General features: G+C 58.5%; 23 protein-coding genes and 1 other RNA gene. 20 read left to right on the top strand and 4 right to left on the bottom strand.

Features of this window, described 5'->3' with window-relative positions; genetic code table 11:
• Window positions 1-168: 168 nt before the first annotated feature.
• The 5 genes from petA to AP059_RS19455 all read left to right on the top strand — a co-directional run bounded on the left by petA (window position 169) and on the right by AP059_RS19455 (window position 3,987).
• Window positions 169-762: a ubiquinol-cytochrome c reductase iron-sulfur subunit gene (gene petA, locus AP059_RS19475; protein WP_048362546.1), complete on the top strand. Its 594-nt coding sequence runs from the start codon at window positions 169-171 to the stop codon at window positions 760-762.
• A complete protein-coding gene (locus AP059_RS19470; protein WP_048362547.1) occupies window positions 762-1,973 on the top strand; it encodes a cytochrome b in 1,212 nt (403 codons plus the stop codon). Before petA ends, AP059_RS19470 begins: the two co-directional genes overlap by 1 nt.
• Window positions 1,973-2,752 carry a cytochrome c1 gene (locus AP059_RS19465; protein ID WP_048362548.1) on the top strand — a complete coding sequence of 260 codons (780 nt, stop codon included), beginning with the start codon at window positions 1,973-1,975 and terminating at the stop codon, window positions 2,750-2,752. Before AP059_RS19470 ends, AP059_RS19465 begins: the two co-directional genes overlap by 1 nt.
• A 186-nt stretch (window positions 2,753-2,938) precedes the next feature.
• Window positions 2,939-3,556, top strand: a complete 618-nt coding sequence (locus AP059_RS19460) for a glutathione S-transferase N-terminal domain-containing protein (RefSeq protein ID WP_048362549.1) — start codon at window positions 2,939-2,941, stop codon at window positions 3,554-3,556.
• Between the two features lie 17 nt (window positions 3,557-3,573).
• Window positions 3,574-3,987 carry a ClpXP protease specificity-enhancing factor gene (locus tag AP059_RS19455; protein WP_059765097.1) on the top strand — a complete coding sequence of 138 codons (414 nt, stop codon included), beginning with the start codon at window positions 3,574-3,576 and terminating at the stop codon, window positions 3,985-3,987.
• Window positions 3,988-4,097: 110 nt separating this feature from the next.
• Here the strand turns inward: AP059_RS19455 and AP059_RS19450 are convergent, their stop codons facing one another.
• From AP059_RS19450 to AP059_RS19435, 4 genes are all read right to left on the bottom strand, one after another.
• Window positions 4,098-4,679, bottom strand: a complete 582-nt coding sequence (locus tag AP059_RS19450) for a BON domain-containing protein (RefSeq protein ID WP_048362551.1) — start codon at window positions 4,677-4,679, stop codon at window positions 4,098-4,100.
• Window positions 4,676-5,269 carry a phosphoheptose isomerase gene (locus AP059_RS19445; protein ID WP_048362552.1) on the bottom strand — a complete coding sequence of 198 codons (594 nt, stop codon included), beginning with the start codon at window positions 5,267-5,269 and terminating at the stop codon, window positions 4,676-4,678. Before AP059_RS19445 ends, AP059_RS19450 begins: the two co-directional genes overlap by 4 nt.
• Window positions 5,270-5,406: 137 nt before the next feature.
• Window positions 5,407-5,769 carry a YraN family protein gene (locus tag AP059_RS19440; RefSeq protein WP_059765094.1) on the bottom strand — a complete coding sequence of 121 codons (363 nt, stop codon included), beginning with the start codon at window positions 5,767-5,769 and terminating at the stop codon, window positions 5,407-5,409.
• Window positions 5,769-7,541, bottom strand: coding sequence for a penicillin-binding protein activator (locus AP059_RS19435; RefSeq protein ID WP_059765092.1), 1,773 nt, complete (start codon window positions 7,539-7,541; stop codon window positions 5,769-5,771). Before AP059_RS19435 ends, AP059_RS19440 begins: the two co-directional genes overlap by 1 nt.
• Before the next feature lie 235 nt (window positions 7,542-7,776).
• Between AP059_RS19435 and rsmI the strand changes: the two genes are divergently transcribed.
• The 15 genes from rsmI to AP059_RS19360 all read left to right on the top strand — a co-directional run bounded on the left by rsmI (window position 7,777) and on the right by AP059_RS19360 (window position 23,715).
• Window positions 7,777-8,634 (top strand): 16S rRNA (cytidine(1402)-2'-O)-methyltransferase, encoded by an 858-nt coding sequence (gene rsmI, locus AP059_RS19430; protein ID WP_059765204.1) that lies wholly within the window; start codon window positions 7,777-7,779, stop codon window positions 8,632-8,634.
• A gap of 136 nt (window positions 8,635-8,770) precedes the next feature.
• Window positions 8,771-9,124, top strand: an RNA gene (gene rnpB / locus AP059_RS19425) — RNase P RNA component class A.
• 357 nt (window positions 9,125-9,481) lie between these two features.
• A complete protein-coding gene (gene mraZ / locus AP059_RS19420) occupies window positions 9,482-9,937 on the top strand; it encodes a division/cell wall cluster transcriptional repressor MraZ (RefSeq protein WP_047273774.1) in 456 nt (151 codons plus the stop codon).
• Complete coding sequence (gene rsmH, locus AP059_RS19415; protein ID WP_048362555.1) at window positions 9,934-10,881, top strand: 16S rRNA (cytosine(1402)-N(4))-methyltransferase RsmH; 948 nt, start codon at window positions 9,934-9,936, stop codon at window positions 10,879-10,881. The genes mraZ and rsmH overlap by 4 nt, the downstream gene beginning before the upstream one ends.
• On the top strand, window positions 10,878-11,171 hold the full coding sequence (ftsL, locus tag AP059_RS19410; protein ID WP_019823808.1) for a cell division protein FtsL: 294 nt from the start codon (window positions 10,878-10,880) through the stop codon (window positions 11,169-11,171). Before rsmH ends, ftsL begins: the two co-directional genes overlap by 4 nt.
• On the top strand, window positions 11,168-12,910 hold the full coding sequence (locus tag AP059_RS19405) for a peptidoglycan D,D-transpeptidase FtsI family protein (RefSeq protein WP_048362556.1): 1,743 nt from the start codon (window positions 11,168-11,170) through the stop codon (window positions 12,908-12,910). Before ftsL ends, AP059_RS19405 begins: the two co-directional genes overlap by 4 nt.
• The gene (locus AP059_RS19400) at window positions 12,910-14,373 is read left to right on the top strand and encodes a UDP-N-acetylmuramoyl-L-alanyl-D-glutamate--2,6-diaminopimelate ligase (RefSeq protein ID WP_059765089.1); all 1,464 of its coding nucleotides are present in this window, start codon (window positions 12,910-12,912) and stop codon (window positions 14,371-14,373) included. Before AP059_RS19405 ends, AP059_RS19400 begins: the two co-directional genes overlap by 1 nt.
• Window positions 14,366-15,733, top strand: a complete 1,368-nt coding sequence (locus AP059_RS19395; RefSeq protein ID WP_059765087.1) for a UDP-N-acetylmuramoyl-tripeptide--D-alanyl-D-alanine ligase — start codon at window positions 14,366-14,368, stop codon at window positions 15,731-15,733. Before AP059_RS19400 ends, AP059_RS19395 begins: the two co-directional genes overlap by 8 nt.
• On the top strand, window positions 15,733-16,815 hold the full coding sequence (gene mraY / locus AP059_RS19390) for a phospho-N-acetylmuramoyl-pentapeptide-transferase (RefSeq protein ID WP_047273782.1): 1,083 nt from the start codon (window positions 15,733-15,735) through the stop codon (window positions 16,813-16,815). The genes AP059_RS19395 and mraY overlap by 1 nt, the downstream gene beginning before the upstream one ends.
• A gap of 5 nt (window positions 16,816-16,820) precedes the next feature.
• A complete protein-coding gene (gene murD, locus AP059_RS19385; protein WP_059765085.1) occupies window positions 16,821-18,167 on the top strand; it encodes a UDP-N-acetylmuramoyl-L-alanine--D-glutamate ligase in 1,347 nt (448 codons plus the stop codon).
• Complete coding sequence (gene ftsW, locus AP059_RS19380) at window positions 18,164-19,378, top strand: putative lipid II flippase FtsW (protein ID WP_059765082.1); 1,215 nt, start codon at window positions 18,164-18,166, stop codon at window positions 19,376-19,378. Before murD ends, ftsW begins: the two co-directional genes overlap by 4 nt.
• Window positions 19,368-20,438, top strand: coding sequence for an undecaprenyldiphospho-muramoylpentapeptide beta-N-acetylglucosaminyltransferase (gene murG, locus AP059_RS19375; RefSeq protein ID WP_059765080.1), 1,071 nt, complete (start codon window positions 19,368-19,370; stop codon window positions 20,436-20,438). The genes ftsW and murG overlap by 11 nt, the downstream gene beginning before the upstream one ends.
• Complete coding sequence (gene murC / locus AP059_RS19370) at window positions 20,431-21,891, top strand: UDP-N-acetylmuramate--L-alanine ligase (RefSeq protein ID WP_048362562.1); 1,461 nt, start codon at window positions 20,431-20,433, stop codon at window positions 21,889-21,891. The genes murG and murC overlap by 8 nt, the downstream gene beginning before the upstream one ends.
• Window positions 21,888-22,844 carry a D-alanine--D-alanine ligase gene (locus tag AP059_RS19365; protein WP_059765078.1) on the top strand — a complete coding sequence of 319 codons (957 nt, stop codon included), beginning with the start codon at window positions 21,888-21,890 and terminating at the stop codon, window positions 22,842-22,844. The genes murC and AP059_RS19365 overlap by 4 nt, the downstream gene beginning before the upstream one ends.
• 4 nt (window positions 22,845-22,848) lie before the next feature.
• Window positions 22,849-23,715, top strand: a complete 867-nt coding sequence (locus tag AP059_RS19360) for a cell division protein FtsQ/DivIB (protein WP_048362564.1) — start codon at window positions 22,849-22,851, stop codon at window positions 23,713-23,715.
• Window positions 23,716-23,727 lie beyond the last annotated feature (12 nt).

Raw genomic sequence — 23,727 nt, 5'->3', positions numbered from 1 at the left:
ACATCCAGCAAATGCCTATACTACAAGGCTTGTAGCCGCCCGAGAGCGGTAATTACCTTGTCAGAGTAGGGGCTTTTCATTACCATTCTGCAAAATTTTTATAAGTTCAGATTTTTACTTAGTAGATGCCTGATTTAACAGGCCACAAAGCTGATGGGAGAGGACTGAATGAGCAATGACGGCGTAAATGTCGGCCGGCGTCGCTTCCTCGTAGCAGCCACATCCGTGGTGGGTGCTGCAGGAGCGGTGGGGGCGGCAGTCCCGTTTGTGGGGTCGTGGTTCCCCAGTGCCAAGGCGAAAGCCGCTGGCGCACCGGTCAAGATCAATATTGCAAAGGTTGAGCCAGGTCAGCAGATGATTGCTGAGTGGCGTGGTCAACCGGTTTTCATTGTCCGACGCACCGAGGAGATTCTGTCGAATCTCAAGAAGGTTGAGGGGCAGCTCGCTGACCCGAATTCCGCACAGTCTGATCAGCCCGAGAATGCCAAGAACGAATACCGCTCTATCAAACCAGAAATTCTGGTGTTGGTAGGCCTGTGTACTCACTTGGGTTGTTCGCCGACGTTCCGCCCCGAGGTTGCACCTGTTGATCTTGGCAAGGATTGGGTCGGTGGCTATTTCTGCCCATGTCATGGTTCGCACTATGATTTGGCCGGTCGCGTTTACAAGTCTCAACCCGCCCCGCTGAACCTGCCGGTGCCGCCTTATCAGTATCTCGATGACAGCACTATTCTCGTTGGCGTCGCTGAAGGGGAAGCGTAATGAGTAAGTTCATGGATTGGGTGGATGCCCGCTTCCCTGCCACAAAAATGTGGGAAGACCATCTCAGCAAGTACTACGCCCCGAAGAACTTCAACTTCTTCTACTTTTTCGGCTCCCTCGCGTTACTGGTTCTGGTCAACCAGATCGTAACCGGTGTGTGGCTGACCATGAGTTACACGCCGTCGGCGGAAGAGGCTTTTGCTTCTGTCGAATACATCATGCGTGACGTCGAATACGGCTCCATCTTGCGCTATCTGCACTCAACCGGTGCATCGGCGTTCTTTGTCGTGGTGTATTTGCACATGTTCCGTGGCTTGCTTTACGGCTCGTACCAGAAGCCGCGTGAGCTGGTCTGGCTGTTCGGCATGATGATTTACCTGGCGCTGATGGCAGAGGCCTTCATGGGTTACTTGCTGCCTTGGGGGCAAATGTCCTACTGGGGCGCGCAGGTAATCATTTCGCTGTTTGGCGCGATTCCAGTGATCGGTAACGACCTGACTCAGTGGATTCGTGGTGATTACCTGATCTCTGGCATTACCCTGAACCGCTTCTTTGCCCTGCACGTTGTGGCCTTGCCAATCGTGATTCTGGGTCTGGTGGTGTTGCACATTCTTGCCTTGCACGAAGTCGGGTCCAACAACCCGGATGGCGTGGACATCAAGAAGCACAAAGACGAAAACGGTATCCCGCTGGATGGCATTCCCTTCCATCCGTACTACACCGTTAAAGATATTGTCGGCGTAGTGGTGTTCCTGTTTGTCTTCTGCTCGATTGTGTTCTTCTTCCCGGAAATGGGTGGTTACTTCCTGGAAAAACCGAACTTTGAACAGGCTAACGCCTTCAAAACGCCGGAACACATTGCGCCTGTGTGGTACTTCACGCCGTTCTACGCGATCTTGCGTGCGATCCCTGACAAGCTGATGGGCGTTATTGCCATGGGCGCAGCGATTGCCGTGCTGTTCGTGTTGCCGTGGCTGGACCGTAGCCCTGTCAAATCCATGCGTTACAAAGGCTGGATGAGCAAAATTTGGCTGTGGGTGTTCTGCATCTGCTTCGTGATTCTGGGTGTGTTGGGTGTATTGGCACCGACCCCGGGCCGCACGTTGTTGTCGCAGGTGTGTACGTTCCTGTACTTCGCCTACTTCATTCTGATGCCGTTCTACACCAGGCTTGAGAAGACCAAACCGGTTCCGGAAAGGGTGACTGGCTGATGAAAAAGCTATTTGCTGTATTGATGCTTGCTGTGATGCCTGCACTGTCTTTCGCTGCGGAGCAGGGTGTTCAGCTCGACAAAGTCGATATCGATGTGTCTGACAAAGCTGCCATGCAGGACGGCGCGCGTACGTTCGCCAACTACTGCATGGGCTGTCACAGTGCCAAGTTCCAGCGTTACGAGCGTGTTGCAGACGACTTGGGCATCCCCCACGACGTCATGCTCGATAACCTGGTGCTGACGGGCGCCAAGATTGGCGATCACATGAACATCGGCATGACGCCTGAAGATGCCAAGGCCTGGTTCGGGGCTGCACCGCCTGACCTGACATTGGTAGCTCGCGTTCGTGGTACCGATTGGTTGTACAGCTACCTGCGTTCTTTCTATGAAGACCCGTCGCGCCCTTGGGGTGTGAACAACAAGGTCTTCCCGAACGTGGGCATGCCTAACGTCCTTGCGCCGCTGCAAGGTCGTCAGGTCATTGGCTGCAAGCAAGTTCAGATCGTCGAAGACGGCAAGAAGCAGTATGATCCGCTCACCGGCACGCCTTTGACACATGAAGCGTGCGACCAGCTGACAGTGTTGCCAAAAACTGGCGCCCTGACTGAAGAGCAGTTCGATGAGAAGATCAAGAACCTTGTGACCTTCCTGGCCTATTCGGCCAACCCGGTGAAGCTTGAACATCAGCGCATCGGTACTTACGTACTGCTCTATCTGGCCTTCTTCTTTGTATTCGCCTATCTGCTGAAGCGTGAATACTGGAAAGACGTGCACTGATATCGTTACACGCATTGCTGTTAAACGTGCGCGCCCGAGGGTGTCTCTGAATAGGTAACAGTGCAGGATGGGTGGCAAGTGAGGTCTTACGACATTGCTTGCCACGGTTCTGCGGTTACTGGAGGCTCACCTCGGGCGCTTTCGTTTTTCTGCTTCTGACCATTTCAACAAGCGAGGAGGACCGCCATGGGCGTGACCAATCGGTTGGCCTGTTACTCCGACCCCGCCGACCACTATTCCCATCGAGTACGCATTGTGCTCGCCGAGAAAGGTGTCAGCGCCGAGATCATTAGTGTGGAGGCGGGTCGTCAACCGCCCAAATTGATCGAAGTGAACCCCTACGGCAGCCTGCCAACACTGGTCGATCGCGACCTGGCGTTGTGGGAGTCGACGGTGGTGATGGAATACCTGGATGAGCGTTATCCACACCCCCCTTTGCTGCCGGTTTATCCGGTGGCGCGTGCCAATAGCCGCCTGTTGATTCATCGCATTCAGCGTGACTGGTGCGCCTTGGTCGATTTGATTCTCGACACACGCACCAAAGAGCCTGCACGGGTGCAGGCGCGTAAAGAGTTGCGCGAGAGCCTGACAGGTGTATCGGCGTTATTTGCAGACAAACCTTTTTTCCTCAGTGATGAGCAAAGTCTGGTCGATTGCTGTCTATTGCCGATACTCTGGCGTTTGCCAATTTTGGGTATTGAACTGCCGCGGCCTGCCAAGCCGCTGCTTGATTATATGGAGCGCCAGTTTGCGCGTGAGGCTTTCCAGGCAAGCTTGTCTGGTGTCGAACGCGACATGCGCTAAGGCTTTAGGAGCCCTTGATGAATTCAAGTCGACCTTATTTGGTGCGTGCGCTCTATGAGTGGATTGTGGACAACGATTGCACGCCGCACATGTTGGTTAATTCCAATTACCCGAAGGTGCAAGTGCCTCAGGGCTTTGCCAGTGACGGGCAGATTGTACTGAACGTATCGCCCGTTGCTGTGCGCAACATGCACATGGACAACGAAGCTGTCAGTTTCGAAGGTCGCTTTGGCGGTGTGCCACATACGCTGTACGTGCCTATTGAGGCCATTTTGGGGGTTTACGCCCGTGAGAATGGTCAGGGCATGGTGTTTGACCTGGAAGAGTCTCTTGAGGCTGATGACGAGGTTGAGCCGGATGATGATCTGCCGCCTCCAGGTTCCGAGCCGCCGCGTCCTAGCGGTCGTCCAAGCCTGAAAGTGGTGAAGTAATAAAAAAGGCGACCTGAGAAGGTCGCCTTTTTTGTACCTGCGTTGCAGGCCTGAACGTGCTCGCGATGATGGCGGCGCGGTCTATTGCAACGTTCGGGGGGGCGTCGTGATCAGTCGATGTATTCGAACAATTTGACGATTTTTTGTACGCCCGACACGCTCTGGACCAGGTTGGTGGCGCGGGTGGCTTCTTGCTTGGTGACCAGGCCGAGCATGTACACAATGCCGTTTTCCGTCACAACTTTGATGCGAGAGCCTGGAATGGCGCTGTCGGTCAGCATTTGCGATTTGATCTTGGTGGTCAGCCAGGCGTCATTGTTGCGGGCCAGGATTGAAGACGGCGCCATGACTTGCAGTTCATTGTTGACCTTCTTTACGCGCTGTACTGACGCGGCGGCTTGTTCGGCCATGGCTTTAAGGTCGGCACGCGGGGTTTGTCCGGCCAGCAGCACAATGCCGTTATAGCTGGTGACGACGATATGTGAGCCGTTGTCCAGGTCAGGGCTGGCCTTGGCGACGTTGACGGCCACTTTGGTCTCGATCAGAGAGTCGTCAATCTTGCTGCCGAAGGTGCGGGTGCCCCGGTCATCTTCAATCGGCGTGTCGCGCGTAGCCGTCAAGACTGAGCTGCAACCGGCAGTCAAGCCCAGGCACAAGGTCAGGGCTACTAAGCCAAGGCGATTAAAAGTCATTCTTCACTCCCGAACAGTTGGCTGTCGATCAGATCGCACAGGCAGTGGATCGCCAGCAGGTGGACTTCTTGGATGCGTGCGGTAACAAGGGCGGGTACGCGAATTTCCACGTCCTCTGGCAGTAGCAGGGAGGCCATGCCGCCACCATCCCGGCCGGTCAGCGCGACCACGGTCATCTCACGGTCGTGGGCCGCCTGAATGGCCTGAATAATATTGGCCGAGTTACCGCTGGTTGAAATTGCCAGCAGCACGTCACCGGGTTGACCCAGGGCGCGGATTTGCTTGGAGAAGATTTCGTTGAAGCTGTAATCGTTGGCTATCGAGGTCAGCGTCGAGCTGTCGGTCGTCAGGGCGATGGCCGGCAAGCTAGGGCGCTCGCGCTCGAAGCGATTGAGCAACTCGGAGGAGAAGTGCTGCGCATCGCCTGCTGAGCCGCCGTTGCCGCACGAAAGCATTTTGCCCTCGTTAAGCAAGGCATTGACCATCACTTGGCTGGCTAGCTCAATGTGGGGTGCAAGCACTTCCATCGCCTGCTGTTTGGTGTCGATGCTGGCCTGAAAAAGCTGGCGAATCCGGGATTGCATGTCCATCTATGTGACCTTAAGTAGGGCGGCTGGTCGGGCGTGATTCAGGTGTTCCTGAGTGACTTCCCGGCACAAAAAATGTGCGGCCCGCAAAGCAAAGCAAAATCGTTAATAAAAGGGTGCTGGAGTCGGTTCGCCAGCGTTTAGCTGTCGAAGGCATTCCGTAGCCAGTTCAAATGGGGTGTGGTGCTGTCGATGGCGACGACATCGAATCTGCACGGGTGATTGGCCCAGCGGGTTTCGCGCTGTAAAAAATACTCGGCAGCCAACACCAGCTTTCGGCACTTGCTGGCATCAATGCTGGCCAGTGCACCACCCCATTGCGCGTGCGTGCGGTAACGAACTTCGACGAATACTACTGTATCGCCGTCGAGCATGACCAGATCCAGCTCACCGCGCTTGCACAGCCAGTTCTGGGCCAGCAAGCGCAACCCGTGTTGCTCAAGGTGCCGGAGCGCCAGGTGCTCGGCATCCTTGCCGGATTGTTGGCGTGAGCGGTCGGGCATCAGTTGCGCGTGTCCGGGAGGTTTTGAACCTGGCCGTTGACGAACTCGGCCCACGGCAATTGACGCTCGATGCGCTGGCTTTGGCTCATGCTCAAGCTGCCGGACAGGCCGTCAATGCGGCTGTCTGGTAGCGCCTTTAGTTGCCCCAGACTTGGCGTCAGGCGATAGGCGTCTACACCCATCGCGTAGAGTCGGCCCAGGCTGCCGTTCGCTTGTGGCCATTGCGCAGACACTTGTTGGCGCAATGGATTGGACGGATTGAGCAGCCACGGGGTTTCGCAGAAATGGATGCCGTTCATGTCGTTGTATTGGTTTTGGTCGCCGCTGGCACTGAATACGTGGGACGTTGCGTAAACCGGCAAGTCACCCGCGTATTGGTAGTTAAGGGTCGGTTTGATCTGTTGGGCTTGCTGCGGGGTCGCGGCGAGGAAGATGAATTGCATGTCCTGGCGACGCGAAGGCTCGCTTGAGTTGCCGCTTTTGCGCAACTGCACCAGATCGGCCACTTGCTTGGCCAGTGTCACCGGTTTGTCGATGTGCTCGACCCCGACGAGGGTGCCGCCATTGGCTTCCCACTCCTGACGGAAGGCGTTGAGCACGCGATTGCCCCATTCACCTTGCGGAACCATCGCGCCAGCGCGGGTCAGGCCGTCAGCGCGAGCGCGGCGGGCAACTTCACGGGCTTCGTCTTCGGCAGCCAGGCCAAATTGGAACAGCTGTGCCGGGCCTTGTGCGCCCTCGCTGTAGTTCAGCGCCAGTGTGGTAATGGGCAGTTGCGCGCGTGCATTCAGCTGTTTGACCAGTGGCTTCTCCAATGGGCCTACCACCAGTTGCACGCCGTCGGCCTGGGCTTTGCGATAGAAGTCGTCAAGCGAAGTCAGGCGTGAGCTGTCATAGAACAAAATTTGCGGCGGGTTTTGACCGGCCTGCTGAGCCTGGTAGTGGGCGGCCATGAAGCCGTCGCGCAAGGCTTTGCTGACTGACGCCAGTTGGCCGTCCTGAGGCAGCAGCAGGGCAATTTTGGTCAAGGGTTGGTTGGCCAGTGCCTTGAGCTTGATCAGGGGTGTCGGGAGCTGAACGGCGGCCGGATGGGCGGGGTTCTGCGCGCGCCACTGGTCGATCGCGTTTTGCTGATCGGCGAGCGTGCCGGCGCTTTTGACCGCCAGTGCGAGGGACATCCAGCCGCCCAGCACGTCATTGCTTTGAGCTTTCAATTGATCGACTGGCAACGCGGCGACCAAGGACCAGAGAGCATCATTGTTGCTGGTGGCGGCATCGCCGGTCAGCAGGGTGTTCATGGCTGCGCGTTCACGGGCTGCCGCGAGTGTCTGGCCATCGGCTTCAAGGGCGCGAGCGTGAATGGTATGGGTGCGCACTTGCAAGTCGGCTGGCATCTCGTTGATGCGAGCAATGCTGGGGTGGCTCAAGGCAACCAGCGCTTCTTTGGTCTGATTGCGGCTCATGGCCAGCTCGGCTGACAAAGTGCTGGCAAACGCTTGCTGAGCCGGTTTGAGCTGATCCATCGGGATGAGCGCCAGAATTTGCGTCGCACGATCAAAATTGTGCTGTTTGTAGGCCAAGTCGGCAGCAGACAGTCGCAGCAGGGCTGCCTGATCTGGTTTTTGGCTCTGGGCGGCCTGCTGGAGCAACTGCTCTAGGCTGGCGTCCGGGGTTCTAGGGAGTTCGCCAAGGCTGGACGAGGGCGAGCTGGCGCAAGCCGCCAAAAGGGCAGCGAGGCAGAGGGCAGTGAACAGCCGCAGGCAAGCGATCATGTAGTGTTCCTGATACTCGATCAAATAAGGGGGGGAAGTGTACCCAAGCGCTGGCCGGGGTGCGATGTTACTGGTGATAAAGCCTAAATTTAGATGACTTCAGGCGTCTGTGACGGACAATCTTTTCCTTATATCTCTTTTGTGTCGCGCCTCAGGGTGCTGTGAGTGAGGTTCTACGCGCTACAATGGCGCCTTTCACTCTTTTGAGGTACGCGTTTTGACTGCTCCAGGTGCTCTGAATTCCGTTGTTGGCTCGCTTTATGTGGTGGCCACGCCCATCGGTAACCTGGACGACATCAGTGCGCGTGCGCTCAAGGTGTTGCGTGATGTTGCACTCATTGCGGCCGAAGACACCCGGCATTCGCTGCGACTGATGCAGCACTTTGGTATCTCTACGCCGCTGGGTGCGTGTCACGAACATAACGAACGTGATGAAGGTAATCGTTTCATTCAGCGTTTACTCGCGGGTGAAGACGTTGCCTTGATCTCTGATGCAGGCACCCCGCTGATTTCCGATCCGGGTTATCACTTGGTGCGTCAGGCGCGAGCGGCAGGCGTGCCCGTTGTGCCGGTGCCGGGTGCGTGCGCTTTGATTGCTGCGCTGTCGGCCGCGGGACTGCCTTCTGATCGTTTTATTTTCGAAGGGTTCCTCCCCGCCAAAGCAGTTGGTCGCCGTTCTCGGCTGGAGTTGCTTAAAGAGGAGCCGCGCACACTGATCTTTTATGAAGCGCCGCACCGTATTCTTGAGTGCCTGCAAGACATGGAGCTGGTATTTGGCGCGCAGCGCCCGGCCTTGCTGGCAAGGGAGCTGACCAAGACGTTCGAAACGCTCAAGGGTTTGCCACTGGCTGAGTTGCGGGCTTTTGTCGAGGGCGACAGTAATCAGCAGCGCGGTGAGTGTGTGGTGTTGGTGTCCGGTTGGACCGCCCCTCAAACCGACGAAGTCGTCAGCAGCGAAGCGATGCGCATTCTGGATTTGCTGCTCAAGGAAATGCCGCTTAAGCGTGCCGCTGCCTTGGCTGCCGAAATCACCGGTGAGCGCAAAAACGTGCTGTATCAGGTAGCGCTCGAAAAGCAAAAAACCGATCAGTAAGCGTCGAGCTGCTGGCCATTGGCTGCTTTTGAGCCGTTTTAGTGCCTGGTGTGAGGCTTTCAGATAAGGGTTTCAAGGCGTTGTGCGGCTTTTAAAGCTTGTCCTATACGCGTTGTGCCGTTAATCTTCGCGCCGGAGAGTCGATTGGACAGTCGCTGCCCTCTATGAAAATTAGGGGGGGGAGGAAAGTCCGGGCTCCATAGGGCGAAGTGCCAGGTAATGCCTGGGAGGCGTGAGCCTACGGAAAGTGCCACAGAAAATAACCGCCTAAGCGCGCAAGCGCCGGTAAGGGTGAAAAGGTGCGGTAAGAGCGCACCGCACGACTGGCAACAGTTCGTGGCTAGGTAAACCCCACTTGGAGCAAGACCAAATAGGGTTCCAAGGCGTGGCCCGCGCTGGAACCGGGTAGGTTGCTAAAGATGTCCAGTGATGGCCATCGTAGACGAATGACTGTTCACGACAGAACCCGGCTTACAGATCGACTCTCCACCTTTTTTATCTTCTGCTTGCGCTGCGAGCAGTTGGCACGATGAACACGCGCTTGACCCCCTCGCTTTAATCGCCAGAAAAAAACTCAATGTAATGCCAAAAAGTTCTTACTCTTAAGAAACTACTTTAAGTTTGAGCTTCAGGGCTTTGAGTTTGCTGCGCATCCCTCGTCAAAAAATCTTATCTCCTCCTGCTGTACGTCTATTTACCTAGCTAAATCTCCGTTATGTAAGGGTTTTCCTTCGGGCCGCGCCTTGACGGTGTGGTGGGCGCATTCCTATAGTGTGCGCAAGTGGCGAAAAGTGGCATAAAGTGGGTTTTCTAGACGTAAAACGCTAACATTTGGAGAAACGCAGCCGTGTTTCGTGGAGCCAACGCTATCAGTCTCGATGCCAAGGGTCGTCTCGCAATGCCGAGCCGGTACCGTGACGAGCTGATTTCGCGCAGTTCCGGGCAACTGATTGTGACCATTGATGCGGTAGATCCCTGCTTATGTGTGTACCCGCTCGATGAGTGGGAGCTGATTGAAACCAAGCTGCGGGCGTTGCCTTCATTGCGTGAAGAGAACCGCCGTTTGCAACGTCTGTTGATTGGTAATGCTGTCGACCTTGAGCTCGATGGCAGTGGTCGTTTTCTGGTGCCGCCGCGTTTGCGTGAATATGCCAAGTTGGAGAAGCGCGCAATGTTGGTGGGCCAACTGAACAAGTTTCAACTGTGGGACGAGGATGCCTGGGAAGCCGTTTCGGCCGCCGACCTTGCAGCCATTCAACAACCGGGCGCGATGCCTGACGAACTGCGTGATTTAATTCTGTGACTATAGATAGCGGCTTCAACCACATCACCGTACTGCTCGACGAAGCCGTAGAGGCTCTCGCCGTACGTCCTGATGGATGCTATCTGGATGGCACCTTCGGTCGCGGCGGACATAGCCGCCTGATACTCCAGAAGCTCGGCCCGCAAGGGCAACTGCTCGGGTTTGATAAAGATCCACAAGCGATTGCCACCGGGCAAGCGCTAGCGGCCGAAGACGGCCGCTTTGTCATTGTGCAACGCAGCTTTGCCGAAATGGGCTCAGAGGTCGCAGCGCGCGGCTTGGCTGGAAAGGTCAGCGGTGTATTGCTCGATCTGGGCGTGTCCTCGCCGCAACTCGATGACCCGGAGCGCGGTTTCAGTTTCATGAACGATGGCCCGCTGGACATGCGCATGAATCCGGACAGCGGTATCAGCGCTGCCGAATTTGTGAACAGCGCTTCTCAGGAAGAAATCGCCCGCGTGTTCAAAGAGTACGGCGAAGAGCGTTTTTCTGGCCGTATGGCGCGTGCGGTTGTCGAGCGGCGTGACATCCAGCCGTTCGAACGCACGGCTGACCTGGCAGAAGTGTTGAAAGTCGCTAACCCAGCCTGGGAGAAGGGCAAGCACCCGGCGACCCGCACCTTCCAGGGCCTGCGCATTCACGTTAACAATGAATTGGGTGATCTTGAGGCGGGCCTTGAAGCTGCGCTGGAGTCGCTGGAAATCGGCGGCCGGCTGGTGGTAATCAGCTTTCACTCCCTTGAAGACCGTATCGTCAAATTGTTCATGCGCAAGCTGGTCAAAGGCGAGCCGGACAACTTGCCGCGTGGCTTGCCGGTTCAGCACGTTGCCTTTGTTCCAAAAATTAAAATTCACGGCAAGGCGCAGACAGCCTGCGAAGCAGAAATCAAAGCCAATCCGCGCTCGCGCAGCGCTGTTATGCGCGTTGCGGAGAAGCTTCGTTGAACAAGCTCTTCGCCAAACCACTTCCCGGCGGAAGTTTTTTCATGCTGCTGTTGTTTATTGGCGTGCTGGTATCGGCTGTGGGCGTTTCTTACAGTGCCCACTGGAACCGTCAACTGCTCAACACCCTGTATGGGGAGTTGAGTGTGCGTGACAAGGCGCAGGCCGAATGGGGCCGCTTGATCCTTGAACAAAGCACCTGGACCGCCCACAGTCGCATCGAAACCCTGGCCAGTGAACAGCTGAAAATGCGCATCCCCGGCGCCGCAGAAGTGCGGATGGTGGCGCCATGATCAAACTCGAAGGCGCGCTTTACCCGTGGCGTTTTCGTGTAGTGCTGGCCTTGCTGGCACTGCTGGTAGGCGCTATCGCCTGCCAAATCATTTACCTGCAAGTGATCGACCATGACTTCCTCAAGGGTCAGGGCGATGCGCGCAGCGTGCGGCACATTCCGATTCCGGCGCACCGCGGCCTGATCACCGACCGTAATGGCGAGCCTTTGGCGGTCAGTACCCCGGTGACCACGTTGTGGGCCAATGCCAAGGAAATGCAGGTAGCCAAAGACCGCTGGCCCGCCTTGGCGCATGCGCTTGGGCAAGACCCCAAAGTGCTGACGGCGCGTCTTGAACAGCAAGCCAACAAAGAATTTATCTATCTGGTGCGTGGCCTGACGCCTGAGCAAGGGCAGGTCGTGCTCGATCTAAAAGTGCCTGGCGTGTATGGCATTGAGGAATTCCGCCGCTTCTACCCGGCCGGTGAAGTGACCGCGCACATGGTTGGCTTTACCGATATTGACGACAAGGGTCGCGAAGGTGTCGAGCTGGCTTACGACGAGTGGCTGGCAGGGGTTGCGGGCAAGCGACAGGTCATCAAGGACCGACGCGGGCGTCTGATCAAAGACGTGCAAGTGACTAAAAACGCCAAGGCAGGGAAGACCTTGGCGTTGTCGATTGACCTGCGCCTGCAATACCTGGCCAACCGCGAACTGCGCAACGCGCTGGTTGAAAATGGCGCCAAGGCGGGCAGCCTGGTGATCATGGATGTGAAGACCGGCGAGATCCTGGCCATGGTCAACCAGCCCACCTATAACCCGAACAACCGTCGTAACCTGCAACCGGCAATGATGCGTAACCGCGCCATGATCGACGTGTTCGAGCCGGGTTCGACGGTCAAACCGATCTCGATGAGTGCCGCACTGGAAACCGGTCGCTGGAAGCCCACTGACAAGGTTGAGGTGTATCCGGGCACGTTGCAGTTGGGCAAATACACCATTCGTGACGTGTCGCGTACCGAAGGCCCGATCCTCGACCTGACCGGTATTTTGATCAACTCCAGTAACGTGGGCATGAGTAAGGTGGCCTTCGATATTGGCGGCGAAGCGATTTTCCGTCAGATGGCGAAAATGGGCTTGGGTCAGGACACGGGCCTGGGTTTTCCCGGCGAGCGTGTTGGCAACCTGCCTAACTACCGCGAGTGGCGCAAAGCTGAAACCGCGACCCTGTCTTACGGCTACGGCGTGTCGGTGACCGCGATCCAGTTGGTGCACGCGTTCTCGGCCTTGGCCAACAACGGCAAGCTGGCCCCGCTGACGCTGCTCAAGGCCGACAAACCGGCCCAGGCGGCGCAGGTAATGCCTGAGCAAGTGGCCAAAACCGTGCAAGGCATGCTTCAGGAAGTGATCGAAAACCCGCGTGGTGTGTGGCGAGCCAAAGTGCCCGCGTACCACGTCGGTGGCAAATCGGGTACGGCGCGTAAAACGTCCTCCGGTGGCGTCAAAGGTTACGCGGTGAACTCTTATCGTTCCCTGTTTGCAGGCTTCGGCCCGATGAGCGATCCGCGTTACGCGATCGTGGTGGTGATCGACGAGCCGAGCAAAGCGGGCTACTTCGGTGGCCTGGTTTCGGCACCGGTGTTCAGTAAAGTCATGTCCGGCACCCTGCGCCTGATGAACGTTACGCCCGATAACCTGCCCACAGCGGCGGAGCAACAAGCAGCAGCGGCCGCTGCGGCAGCCAAAGGAGGGCGCGGCTAATGTCCCTGAGCCTGAACAAAATTTTCCCCCACGCCGGTCACGACTTGCTGATCCGCGAGCTGACCCTCGATAGTCGCAATGTGCGCGCAGGCGATCTGTTTCTCGCCGTGCCAGGTGGCAAGCTCGATGGGCGTGAGCACATCAGTGACGCGTTGGCCCGTGGTGCCGCCGCCGTTGCCTATGAAGTGGAAGGCGCCTCGGTGTTGCCTATCACCTCAGTGCCGCTGATTCCCGTCAAAGGGCTGGCGGCGCAATTGTCCGATATCGCCGGGCGGTTTTATGGCGAGCCGAGCCGTCAGCTCAATCTGGTGGGCGTCACCGGCACCAATGGTAAAACCAGCGTGACTCAGCTGGTGGCGCAAGCGCTTGACCTGCTGGGGCAACACTGCGGCATCGTCGGCACATTGGGCACCGGTTTTCATGGTGCGCTGCAAAGCGGTCGTCACACCACGCCTGACCCGATTGCGGTGCAAGCCATGTTGGCTGACTTGAAAAAAGCCGGCGCCAAAGCTGTTGCAATGGAGGTTTCCTCTCACGGCCTGGATCAGGGGCGGGTCAGCGCGTTGGCGTTTGATGTGGCGGTACTGACCAACTTGTCGCGCGATCATCTGGACTACCACGGCACGATGCAAGTCTACGCGGCGGCCAAGGCCAAACTGTTCGCCTGGCCAGGTTTGCGTTGCCGTGTACTGAATCTGGACGATGACTTTGGCCGTCAGTTGGCCGCTGAAAAACACGATTCGCGCTTGATCAGTTACAGCCTTGAAGACAGCAGCGCGTCCCTGTATTGCCGCGACGCGATATTCGATGACAACGGCGTGCGTGCCACCGTGGTAACAGCTCAAGGCGAGCACTTACTGCGCAGCAGCTTGCTGGGGCGTTTCAACCTGAGCAACGTGCTGGCTGCGATTGGCGCGCTGCTGGGGCTTGAGTACGCGCTGGATGAAATTCTCAAAGTGCTGCCAAAACTGGAAGGTCCGGTAGGTCGCATGCAGCGCTTGGGCGGCGGTTCTAAACCGTTGGTGGTGGTTGATTACGCCCACACCCCCGATGCGCTGGAAAAAGTATTGTTGGCGCTGCGTCCGCACGCCAAAGGCAAGTTGTTGTGCCTGTTCGGCTGCGGCGGCGACCGTGATCGCGGCAAGCGTGCGTTGATGGCCGAAGTGGTTGAGCGTTTGGCAGATGGCGTCCTGGTAACGGACGACAACCCGCGCACTGAAGCGCCGTCGAACATTTTTGACGACATTCGGGCCGGTTTTACTGTGCCTGACCGCATCCAGTTCGTGCCGGGCCGTGGCGCCGCCATCGCCCGGATGATTGCCAGCGCCAGCGCCGACGACGTGATCGTACTGGCCGGCAAAGGTCACGAGGACTATCAGGAAATCAATGGCGAGCGCCATGATTTCTCAGATCTGGTCGAAGCCGAAAAAGCCCTGGCCATTTGGGAGGCTGCCCATGCTTAAGCCACTGCGGTTGAGTGAGGTCTGCGCCCAGCTGGATGGCCGTCTGGTTGAAGCTGACGCGAGCTTCAATGGTGCCAGCATCGACAGCCGTGCCATCACCAAGGGCCAATTGTTTATTGCCCTGACCGGCCCGCGTTTCGATGGGCATGACTACCTCAATGAAGTGGCGGCCAAAGGTGCCGTTGCCGCGCTGGTTGAGCGCGAAGTCCCCGAATCGACGCTGCCGCAACTGATCGTCAAGGACACTCGCGTTGCGTTGGGCCAATTGGGCGCGCTCAATCGCGCTGGCTACGACAAACCGGTCGCCGCGATCACCGGTTCCAGCGGTAAAACCACGGTCAAGGAAATGCTTGCCTGCATCCTGCGCACCCGTGGTCCGGTACTGGCCACCAAAGGCAATTTGAACAACGACCTGGGTGTGCCGCTGACCCTGCTGGAACTGGCGCCAGAACACTCGGCCGCGGTGATCGAGCTGGGTGCCTCGCGTCTGGGCGAAATCGCCTACACCGTCGCCATGACCCGTCCTCATGTGGCGGTGTTGAACAATGCGGGCACGGCCCATGTCGGTGAGTTTGGTGGCCCCGACAAAATCGTCGAAGCCAAGGGCGAAATCATTGAAGGGCTGCACGCTGATGGCGTCGCCGTACTCAATCTGGATGACAAGGCTTTTGCTATCTGGCAGGCGCGCGCTGCCGGGCGCAAGGTGCTCAGCTTTGCCCTGACAAATTCTGATGCACATTTTTACGCCAGCCAATTGTCCCGCGATGCACGCGGCTGCCCCTCTTTTACGCTGCACAGCCCACTGGGTGCTGAGCGGGTTCAGCTCAATTTGCTGGGCACCCATAACGTCGCCAATGCCCTGGCCGCTGCTGCTGCTGCTCATGCGCTGGGTGTCTCACTGTTTGGCATTACCTCAGGGCTTGAAGCCGTACAGCCGGTCAAAGGCCGCGCAGTCGCTCAACTGACCGCTGGGGGGCTACGAATTATTGATGACACTTACAATGCAAACCCCACCTCAATGTGCGCTGCCGTTGATATACTCGCCGGCTTTTCCGGTCGCACCGTCCTGGTGCTCGGAGACATTGGTGAGTTGGGTGAGTGGGCGGAGCAAGGACATCGTGAAGTAGGCGCATATGCCGCCGACAAGGTTTCAGCGCTCTATGCGGTGGGGCCGATGATGGCTCATGCCGTCGCTGCATTTGGACACCCGGCTCGTCACTTCGCCAATCAGGCTGACCTGATCAAGGCGCTTCGCGCTGAACACGAAACAAACACCACTATTTTGATCAAGGGCTCGCGCAGCGCAGCGATGGAAAACATCGTTGTGGCGTTGTGCGGTTCCAGCGGGGAGAAACATTAATGCTGCTGCTGCTAGCGGAGTATCTGCAACAGTTCTACAAGGGCTTCGCGGTCTTCCAGTACCTGTCCTTGCGCGGGATTCTGGGCGTACTGACCGCGCTGTCGTTGTCGCTGTGCCTTGGGCCGTGGATGATCCGCACCCTGCAAAACCGTCAAATCGGCCAATCGGTGCGTAACGACGGCCCGCAATCGCACTTGTCCAAATCCGGTACGCCGACCATGGGCGGGGCACTGATTCTGTCCGCCATTACCATCAGCACCTTGCTTTGGGCCGACCTGAGCAACCGTTACGTGTGGGTGGTGATGCTGGTGACTCTGTTGTTTGGAGCCATCGGCTGGGTCGATGACTACCGCAAAGTGATCGAGAAAAACTCCCGTGGCCTTCCGAGCCGCTGGAAGTATTTCTGGCAGTCGGTGTTTGGTCTGGGTGCAGCGATCTTCCTGTACATGACCGCGCCGAGCGCCGTCGAAACCACGCTGATCCTGCCGATCCTTAAAGACGCCAGTATCCCGCTGGGAATTGGCTTCGTGGTGCTGACCTACTTTGTAATCGTGGGTTCGAGCAACGCGGTCAACCTGACTGACGGCCTCGATGGCCTGGCAATCATGCCGACGGTGATGGTGGGCGGTGCGCTAGGCATCTTCTGCTACCTGTCGGGTAACGTGAAATTTGCCGACTACCTGCTGATTCCTTATGTGCCGGGCGCAGGCGAACTGATTGTGTTCTGCGGCGCCCTGATCGGCGCAGGGCTGGGGTTTCTGTGGTTCAACACCTACCCGGCCCAAGTGTTTATGGGTGACGTCGGCGCTCTGGCACTCGGCGCTGCATTGGGCACCATCGCCGTGATCGTGCGTCAGGAAATCGTGCTGTTCATCATGGGCGGCGTGTTCGTGATGGAAACCCTGTCGGTGGTGATCCAGGTAGCGTCTTTCAAGTTGACCGGCAAGCGGGTGTTCCGCATGGCGCCGATTCATCACCACTTTGAACTCAAAGGCTGGCCCGAGCCGCGCGTGATCGTCCGTTTCTGGATTATCACCGTGATCCTCGTGTTGATCGGTCTTGCTACGCTGAAGCTGAGGTAGAACCTGTGTCTCTGATCGCTTCTGACCACTTCCGCATCATTGTCGGCCTCGGCAAGAGCGGCATGTCCCTGGTGCGCTTTCTGGCGCAGCAGGGCGTGTCGTTTGCCGTGGCAGACACGCGGGAAAATCCACCGGAGCTGGCCACGCTGCGCCGTGACTACCCGCAAGTGGAAGTGCGTTGTGGCGAGCTGGATGTCGAATTCCTGTGCCGCGCCGACGAGCTCTACGTGAGCCCCGGCCTGGCGCTGGCAACGCCTGCCTTGCAAGCGGCTGCCGCCCGTGGCGTGAAGCTGTCGGGTGATATCGATCTGTTCGCGCGTAACGCGAAAGCGCCCATCGTGGCAATCAGCGGTTCCAACGCCAAAAGCACCGTGACCACGCTGGTCGGCGACATGGCGGCAGCGGCGGGCAAACGCGTTGCAGTCGGCGGTAACCTCGGCACGCCTGCGCTGGACCTGCTGGGCGATGACATCGAGTTGTATGTCATGGAACTGTCGAGCTTTCAGCTGGAAACCACCAACCATCTGGGCGCTGAAGTGGCCACCGTGCTCAACGTCAGCGAAGACCACATGGACCGCTACAGTGGTCTGCCGGCGTATCACTTGGCCAAGCACCGGATTTTTCGCGGTGCCAAACAAGTCGTCGTCAACCGCCAGGATGCGCTGACCCGTCCGCTGATGAGCGAAGGCCAGCCTTGCTGGACATTCGGCCTCAGCGCGCCGGACTTCAAAGCGTTTGGTCTGCGCGAAGAGAACGGCGAAAAATACCTCGCCTTCGAATTCCAGAACCTGATGCCTGTGCGCGAGTTGAAGGTGCGCGGCGCGCACAACCAGGCCAATGCGCTCGCCGCCCTGGCACTCGGTCACGCCGCCGGTTTGCCGTTCGATGCGATGTTGCACAGCCTGCGCAACTTCACCGGCCTTGAGCACCGCTGCCAGTGGGTCCGTGAGCTCGATGGCGTGAGTTATTACAACGACTCCAAAGCCACCAACGTGGGCGCCGCACTGGCGGCCATCGAAGGTCTGGGCATGGACATGGCCGGTCAGCTGATCCTGATCGCCGGCGGTGACGGCAAGGGCGCTGACTTCAGCGGCCTGCGTGACTCCGTGGCGCAATACTGCCGCGCCGTGGTGTTGATCGGGCGCGATGCTGATCTTATTGCCGATGCATTGGGCGACGCCGTGCCGCAAGTGCGCGCGGGTTCGCTGGATGAGGCGATTGCCTTGAGCCGCTCACTGGCTGAGCCGGGCGATGCGGTCCTGTTGTCGCCTGCGTGCGCCAGCTTTGACATGTTCAAGAACTACGAAGAGCGCGGACAGCTGTTCGCCCGCGCAGTGGAGGCCCTGGCATGATCTTCGGCATCCTCAAACCGTATCCTTCACCGCTGATCACGGGCCGTGGCATCGACCTCGACTTCCCGTTGCTCGCCGGTTGCCTGGCATTGCTCGGCCTGGGGCTGGTGATGATCACCTCGGCCTCCTCGGAGGTCGCGGCGTTGCAGTCGGGTAACACGCTTTACCACATGATCCGCCACCTGTTTTACATCGTGCTCGGTCTGGGCGCGTGCATCGTGACCATGATGGTGCCGATTGCAACATGGCAGCGCTGGGGCTGGATGTTGCTGGTCGGCGCTTTCGGTTTACTGGTAGCCGTGCTGATCCCGGGGATTGGCCGTGAGGTAAACGGCTCCATGCGCTGGATCGGTTTCAGCTTCTTTAACGTACAGCCTTCGGAAATCGCCAAGGTCTTTGTGGTGATTTACCTCGCGGGTTATCTGGTACGTCAGCAAAAAGAAGTGCGTGAAAGCTGGATGGGCTTCTTCAAGCCGTTCATCGTGCTGTTGCCAATGGCGGGTCTGTTGCTGATGGAGCCTGACTTCGGGGCCACTGTCGTCATGATGGGCGCGGCGGCGGCGATGCTGTTTCTGGGCGGTGTGGGCCTGTTCCGCTTCGCATTGATGGTGGCGTTGGCCGTGGGCGCGGTGTTCGTTCTGGTACAGGCGCAGCCTTATCGAATGGCACGTTTGATCACCTTCACCGACCCGTGGTCCGATCAGTTCGGTTCGGGCTATCAACTGACACAGGCGTTGATCGCCTTTGGTCGCGGCGAGTGGTTCGGTGTAGGTCTGGGCAATAGCGTGCAGAAGCAGTTCTACCTGCCCGAGGCTCACACCGACTTCGTGTTCTCGGTATTGGCTGAAGAGCTGGGCGTGGTGGGTTCATTGCTGACCGTGGCCCTGTTTGTCTTCGTTTGCGTGCGCGGCATGTACATCGGCTTGTGGGCTGAGCGCGCCAAACAATATTTCGCGGCCTATATGGCGTACGGCCTGTCGTTCCTGTGGATCGGCCAGTTCCTGATCAACATCGGGGTGAACGTTGGCCTGTTGCCGACCAAGGGCTTGACCTTGCCCTTCCTCAGTTATGGCGGCAGTTCGTTGGTGATTTGCTGCGTGTGCATGGGGTTGTTGCTGCGCATCGAGTGGGAGAGTCGAACCCACTTGGGCAGCGAAGAGACCGAGTTTAAAGAAAGCGACTTCGCAGAGGAGCCGAACCGTGGGCGCTAATGTGCTGATCATGGCGGGCGGCACCGGTGGACATGTGTTCCCGGCTTTGGCCTGTGCGCGCGAGTTTGAAGCCCGTGGCTACACCGTGCACTGGCTGGGTACGCCGCGCGGTATTGAAAACGAACTGGTGGAGCCTGCGGGCTTTACCTTGCACCGAATCAACGTGGCGGGCCTGCGTGGCAAAAGCAAATTGTCACTGCTCAAGGCCCCCTTTGTGTTGCTCAAGGCGTTGTTTGAAGCGCGCAAAATCATTCGCCAGCTCAAGCCTGTGTGTGTGCTGGGTTTTGGCGGCTATGTGACAGGCCCCGGTGGTCTGGCGGCCAAAACCTGCGGCGTGCCGGTGATTATCCACGAACAAAATGCTGTGGCCGGTACCGCGAACCGCTTGCTGTTACCGATGACCGAGCGCGTGCTCGAAGCGTTCCCGGACACCTTCGACGTCTCGCTCAAGCGCCATACCACAGGCAATCCTGTGCGCCCTGAGCTGTTCACTCTGGCCGAGCGTGCGCCGTTGCCAGGGCGCAAGGCCCGCTTGCTGGTGTTGGGCGGCAGCCTTGGGGCGGAGCCGTTGAACAAACTGCTGCCCGAGGCCCTGGCTCAAGTGCCGGTCGACGTGCGTCCTGAAGTGTTTCATCAGGCGGGCAAACAACACGATCAAATCACCGCCGAGCGCTACCACGCGGTCGGTGTAGAGGCTCAGGTACAGCCTTTTATTAAAGACATGGCCCATGCCTATGGCTGGGCCGACCTGGTGGTTTGTCGCGCAGGCGCGCTCACCGTCAGTGAACTGGCTGCGGCCGGTCTGCCTTCGCTGCTGGTGCCTTTGCCCCACGCGATCGATGACCATCAGAGCCGCAATGCCGACTTTTTGGCTCGGGAAGGCGCGGCTTTCCTGATGCCACAAGCGACGACTGGCGCAGCCGAACTGGCTGCTCGCCTGACAGAGGTTTTGATGCAACCGGAACGACTGAACAGCATGGCGACCAACGCTCGCCGCCTGGCCAAACCTGATGCGACCCGCAACGTTGTCGATATCTGCCTGGAGGTGGCCCATGGTTGAGAATCAAAAAGCCATGCCGCAACCGGAAATGCGCCGTATCCGCCGCATCCACTTCGTCGGTATCGGCGGTGTGGGCATGTGCGGTATCGCTGAGGTATTGCTCAACCTGGGTTATCAGGTGTCGGGTTCTGACCTGAATGCTTCGCCAGTGACGGAACGTCTTGAGTCGTTCGGCGCACAGATCTTCATCGGCCATCGTGCTGAAAACGCAGCCAATGCCGATGTGTTGGTGGTGTCGAGCGCGGTGAACACGTCGAACCCGGAAGTGGCGAGCGCGCTGGAGCGCCGCATTCCTGTAGTGCCACGCGCCGAGATGCTGGCTGAGTTGATGCGCTACCGTCATGGCATTGCCGTTGCCGGTACGCACGGCAAAACCACCACCACCAGCCTGTTGGCATCGGTGTTTGCAGCAGGCGGGCTGGACCCGACGTTTGTGATCGGTGGCCGGCTGAATGCAGCGGGCACCAATGCACAACTGGGCACCAGCCGTTACCTGATCGCCGAAGCGGACGAAAGTGATGCCAGCTTCCTGCATCTGCAACCGCTGGTGGCGGTCGTCACCAACATTGACGCCGACCACATGGCGACGTACGAAGGCGACTTCAACAAACTGAAGAAAACCTTTGTCGAGTTTCTGCACAACCTGCCGTTCTATGGCTTGGCGGTGCTGTGCCTGGACGACCCGGTGGTGCGTGAAATCCTGCCGTTGGTCAAGCGTCCGACCGTGACCTATGGCTTCAGCGAAAACGCTGACGTGCGCGCGATCAATGTGCGCCAGCAAGGCATGCAAACCTTTTTCACCGTGTTGCGACCTGATCGTGCGCCGCTGGATGTGTCGGTAAACATGCCGGGCAACCACAACGTGCTCAATGCACTGGCCACCATCTGCATCGCATCGGACGAAGGCATCAGCGACGAAGCCATTGTTCAGGGTTTGTCGTGCTTTCAGGGCGTGGGGCGTCGCTTCCAGGTCTATGGCGAACTGCCGGTTGAAGGCGGCAGCGTGATGCTGGTCGATGACTACGGTCATCACCCGACCGAAGTGGCTGCGGTGATCAAGGCCGTGCGCGGTGGTTGGCCGGAGCGCCGCCTGGTGATGGTTTACCAGCCGCACCGTTTCAGCCGCACCCGCGACCTGTACGACGATTTTGTGCAAGTGCTGGCCGACGCCAACGTGCTGCTGCTGATGGAAGTCTACCCGGCGGGCGAAGAACCTATCCCGGGCGCGGACAGCCGCCAGCTGTGCCACAGCATCCGTCAGCGTGGCCAGTTGGACCCGATCTACATTGAGCGCGGCGTGGAGCTGGCGCCGATCGTCAAGCCGCTGCTGCGTGCTGGCGACATTCTGCTGTGCCAAGGGGCGGGCGACATTGGCCGCCTGGCCCCCCAACTTATTAAAAGCCCGTTGTTTGCCGGCGCCGTTGTGGCAGCCAGCGAAGGAAAGTTGAAATGACTGCTGCCTACGCCACTCTGTTCTCGACCCTTGCCCCAGCCGACTTCGGCCGTGTGGCGGTGCTGTTCGGCGGCAAAAGCGCTGAACGTGAAGTGTCGCTCAAGTCGGGCAATGCGGTATTGAGCGCGCTGCAAAGCGCTGGCGTTGATGCATTCGGCATCGACGTGGGCGACGACTTCATCACCCGCATCACGAGCGAGAAGATCGACCGCGCGTTCATCATTCTCCACGGCCGCGGCGGAGAAGACGGCAGCATGCAGGGCCTGCTGGAATGCCTGGGCATCCCTTACACCGGCAGCGGCATCCTGGCCTCGGCTCTGGCGATGGACAAGTTGCGCACCAAACAGGTGTGGCACAGCCTGGGGATTCCGACCCCGCGCCATGCGGTCCTGAGCACGCAAGCCGATTGTATTTGCGCCGCGAAGGAACTGAGCTTCCCTTTGATCGTCAAACCGGCCCATGAAGGTTCAAGTATCGGTATGGCCAAAGTGAACAGCGTTGAGGAACTGATCAGCGCGTGGACCGAAGCCAGTAAGTACGACTCGCAAGTGTTGGTAGAGCAATGGATCTCGGGTCCCGAGTTCACCATCGCCACCCTGCGTGACCAGGTGTTGCCACCCATTGCCCTGGGCACCCCGCATACGTTCTACGACTACGACGCCAAATACGTGGCCAACGACACTCAGTACCGGGTGCCGTGCGGTCTGGACGCGGCCAAGGAAAAAGAATTGATGGACCTCACGGCCAAAGCCTGTGAGGCAATCGGTATCGCCGGTTGGGGACGTCTGGACGTGATGCAGGACACCGATGGCCAGTTCTGGCTGCTGGAAGTCAACACCGCGCCGGGCATGACGGACCACAGCCTGGTGCCGATGGCGGCCAAGGCGGCGGGTCTTGATTTTCAACAGTTGGTGCTGTCGATTCTGGCAGCCAGTGTAGAGGCGCGGGGTTAAGTCCATGCAAGGCGCACAGCATCGCCAGCCACCACTCGCTCCCGGCCGCAAGCCGGTGCCGCGGGGTGCAAGCCGAATGGTGGCTAAAGAGCCGATGTCGGTGCGCCTGCCGAAAGCCAACTTTGGCTTTCTCAAGGCATTGTTTTGGCCTGTGCTGTTGGTTGCGCTGGGATTTGGCACCTATGAAGGCGCGCAACGGCTCATGCCTTACGCGGATCGGCCGATTACCAACGTCAACGTGCAAGGTGATCTGACTTACATCAGTCAGCAGGCCGTGCAACAACGCATCGCCCCCTACATCGCCGCGAGCTTTTTTACGGTCGATCTGGAAGCGATGCGTACCGAGCTGGAACAGATGCCCTGGATTGCCCACGCCGAAGTGCGTCGGGTGTGGCCGGACCAGGTCGTGATTCGCCTCGAAGAGCAACTGCCGGTGGCGCGTTGGGGGGATGAAGCACTGCTCAACAACCAGGGGCAGGCGTTTACCCCGCGTGAACTGGCCAATTACGAACATTTGCCGCAGCTGTTCGGGCCGCAACGGGCTCAACAGCAAGTGATGCAGCAGTATCAGGTGTTGAGCCAAATGCTGCGTCCGATGGGTTTTTCCATCGCCCGGCTGGAGCTGCGTGAACGCGGTAGCTGGTTCCTGACAACGGGGGCTGGCAGTGCAGGGCCGGGTATCGAGCTGCTGTTGGGGCGCGATCATCTGGTAGAGAAAATGCGTCGCTTCATAGCCATCTATGAAAAAACGCTGAAAGAACAGATTACGAACATAGCGCGCATTGATTTGCGTTATGCCAACGGATTGGCCGTCGGCTGGCGGGAACCTGTGGCACCCACGATAGCCCAACCCGCTGTCGCGAAGAATTAAGAAGAGGCAGGA

It is taken from the genome of Pseudomonas sp. TAA207 (assembly GCF_001529285.1).
Lineage (GTDB): Bacteria > Pseudomonadota > Gammaproteobacteria > Pseudomonadales > Pseudomonadaceae > Aquipseudomonas > Aquipseudomonas weihenstephanensis.
The sequence above is the reverse complement of the archived record's forward strand: the minus strand, read 5'-3'. Positions and strand labels throughout refer to the sequence as shown.

Excerpts from the sequence above, each read along its gene's own strand:
- petA (WP_048362546.1), top strand. The coding sequence starts at position 169 with ATGAGCAATGACGGCGTAAATGTCGGCCGGCGTCGCTTCCTCGTAGCA.
- AP059_RS19470 (WP_048362547.1), top strand. The coding sequence starts at position 762 with ATGAGTAAGTTCATGGATTGGGTGGATGCCCGCTTCCCTGCCACAAAA.
- AP059_RS19465 (WP_048362548.1), top strand. The coding sequence starts at position 1,973 with ATGAAAAAGCTATTTGCTGTATTGATGCTTGCTGTGATGCCTGCACTG.
- AP059_RS19460 (WP_048362549.1), top strand. The coding sequence starts at position 2,939 with ATGGGCGTGACCAATCGGTTGGCCTGTTACTCCGACCCCGCCGACCAC.
- AP059_RS19455 (WP_059765097.1), top strand. The coding sequence starts at position 3,574 with ATGAATTCAAGTCGACCTTATTTGGTGCGTGCGCTCTATGAGTGGATT.
- AP059_RS19450 (WP_048362551.1), bottom strand. The coding sequence starts at position 4,679 with ATGACTTTTAATCGCCTTGGCTTAGTAGCCCTGACCTTGTGCCTGGGC.
- AP059_RS19445 (WP_048362552.1), bottom strand. The coding sequence starts at position 5,269 with ATGGACATGCAATCCCGGATTCGCCAGCTTTTTCAGGCCAGCATCGAC.
- AP059_RS19440 (WP_059765094.1), bottom strand. The coding sequence starts at position 5,769 with ATGCCCGACCGCTCACGCCAACAATCCGGCAAGGATGCCGAGCACCTG.
- AP059_RS19435 (WP_059765092.1), bottom strand. The coding sequence starts at position 7,541 with ATGATCGCTTGCCTGCGGCTGTTCACTGCCCTCTGCCTCGCTGCCCTT.
- AP059_RS19405 (WP_048362556.1), top strand. The coding sequence starts at position 11,168 with ATGATCAAACTCGAAGGCGCGCTTTACCCGTGGCGTTTTCGTGTAGTG.
- AP059_RS19400 (WP_059765089.1), top strand. The coding sequence starts at position 12,910 with ATGTCCCTGAGCCTGAACAAAATTTTCCCCCACGCCGGTCACGACTTG.
- AP059_RS19395 (WP_059765087.1), top strand. The coding sequence starts at position 14,366 with ATGCTTAAGCCACTGCGGTTGAGTGAGGTCTGCGCCCAGCTGGATGGC.
- mraY (WP_047273782.1), top strand. The coding sequence starts at position 15,733 with ATGCTGCTGCTGCTAGCGGAGTATCTGCAACAGTTCTACAAGGGCTTC.
- ftsW (WP_059765082.1), top strand. The coding sequence starts at position 18,164 with ATGATCTTCGGCATCCTCAAACCGTATCCTTCACCGCTGATCACGGGC.
- murC (WP_048362562.1), top strand. The coding sequence starts at position 20,431 with ATGGTTGAGAATCAAAAAGCCATGCCGCAACCGGAAATGCGCCGTATC.
- AP059_RS19365 (WP_059765078.1), top strand. The coding sequence starts at position 21,888 with ATGACTGCTGCCTACGCCACTCTGTTCTCGACCCTTGCCCCAGCCGAC.
- AP059_RS19360 (WP_048362564.1), top strand. The coding sequence starts at position 22,849 with ATGCAAGGCGCACAGCATCGCCAGCCACCACTCGCTCCCGGCCGCAAG.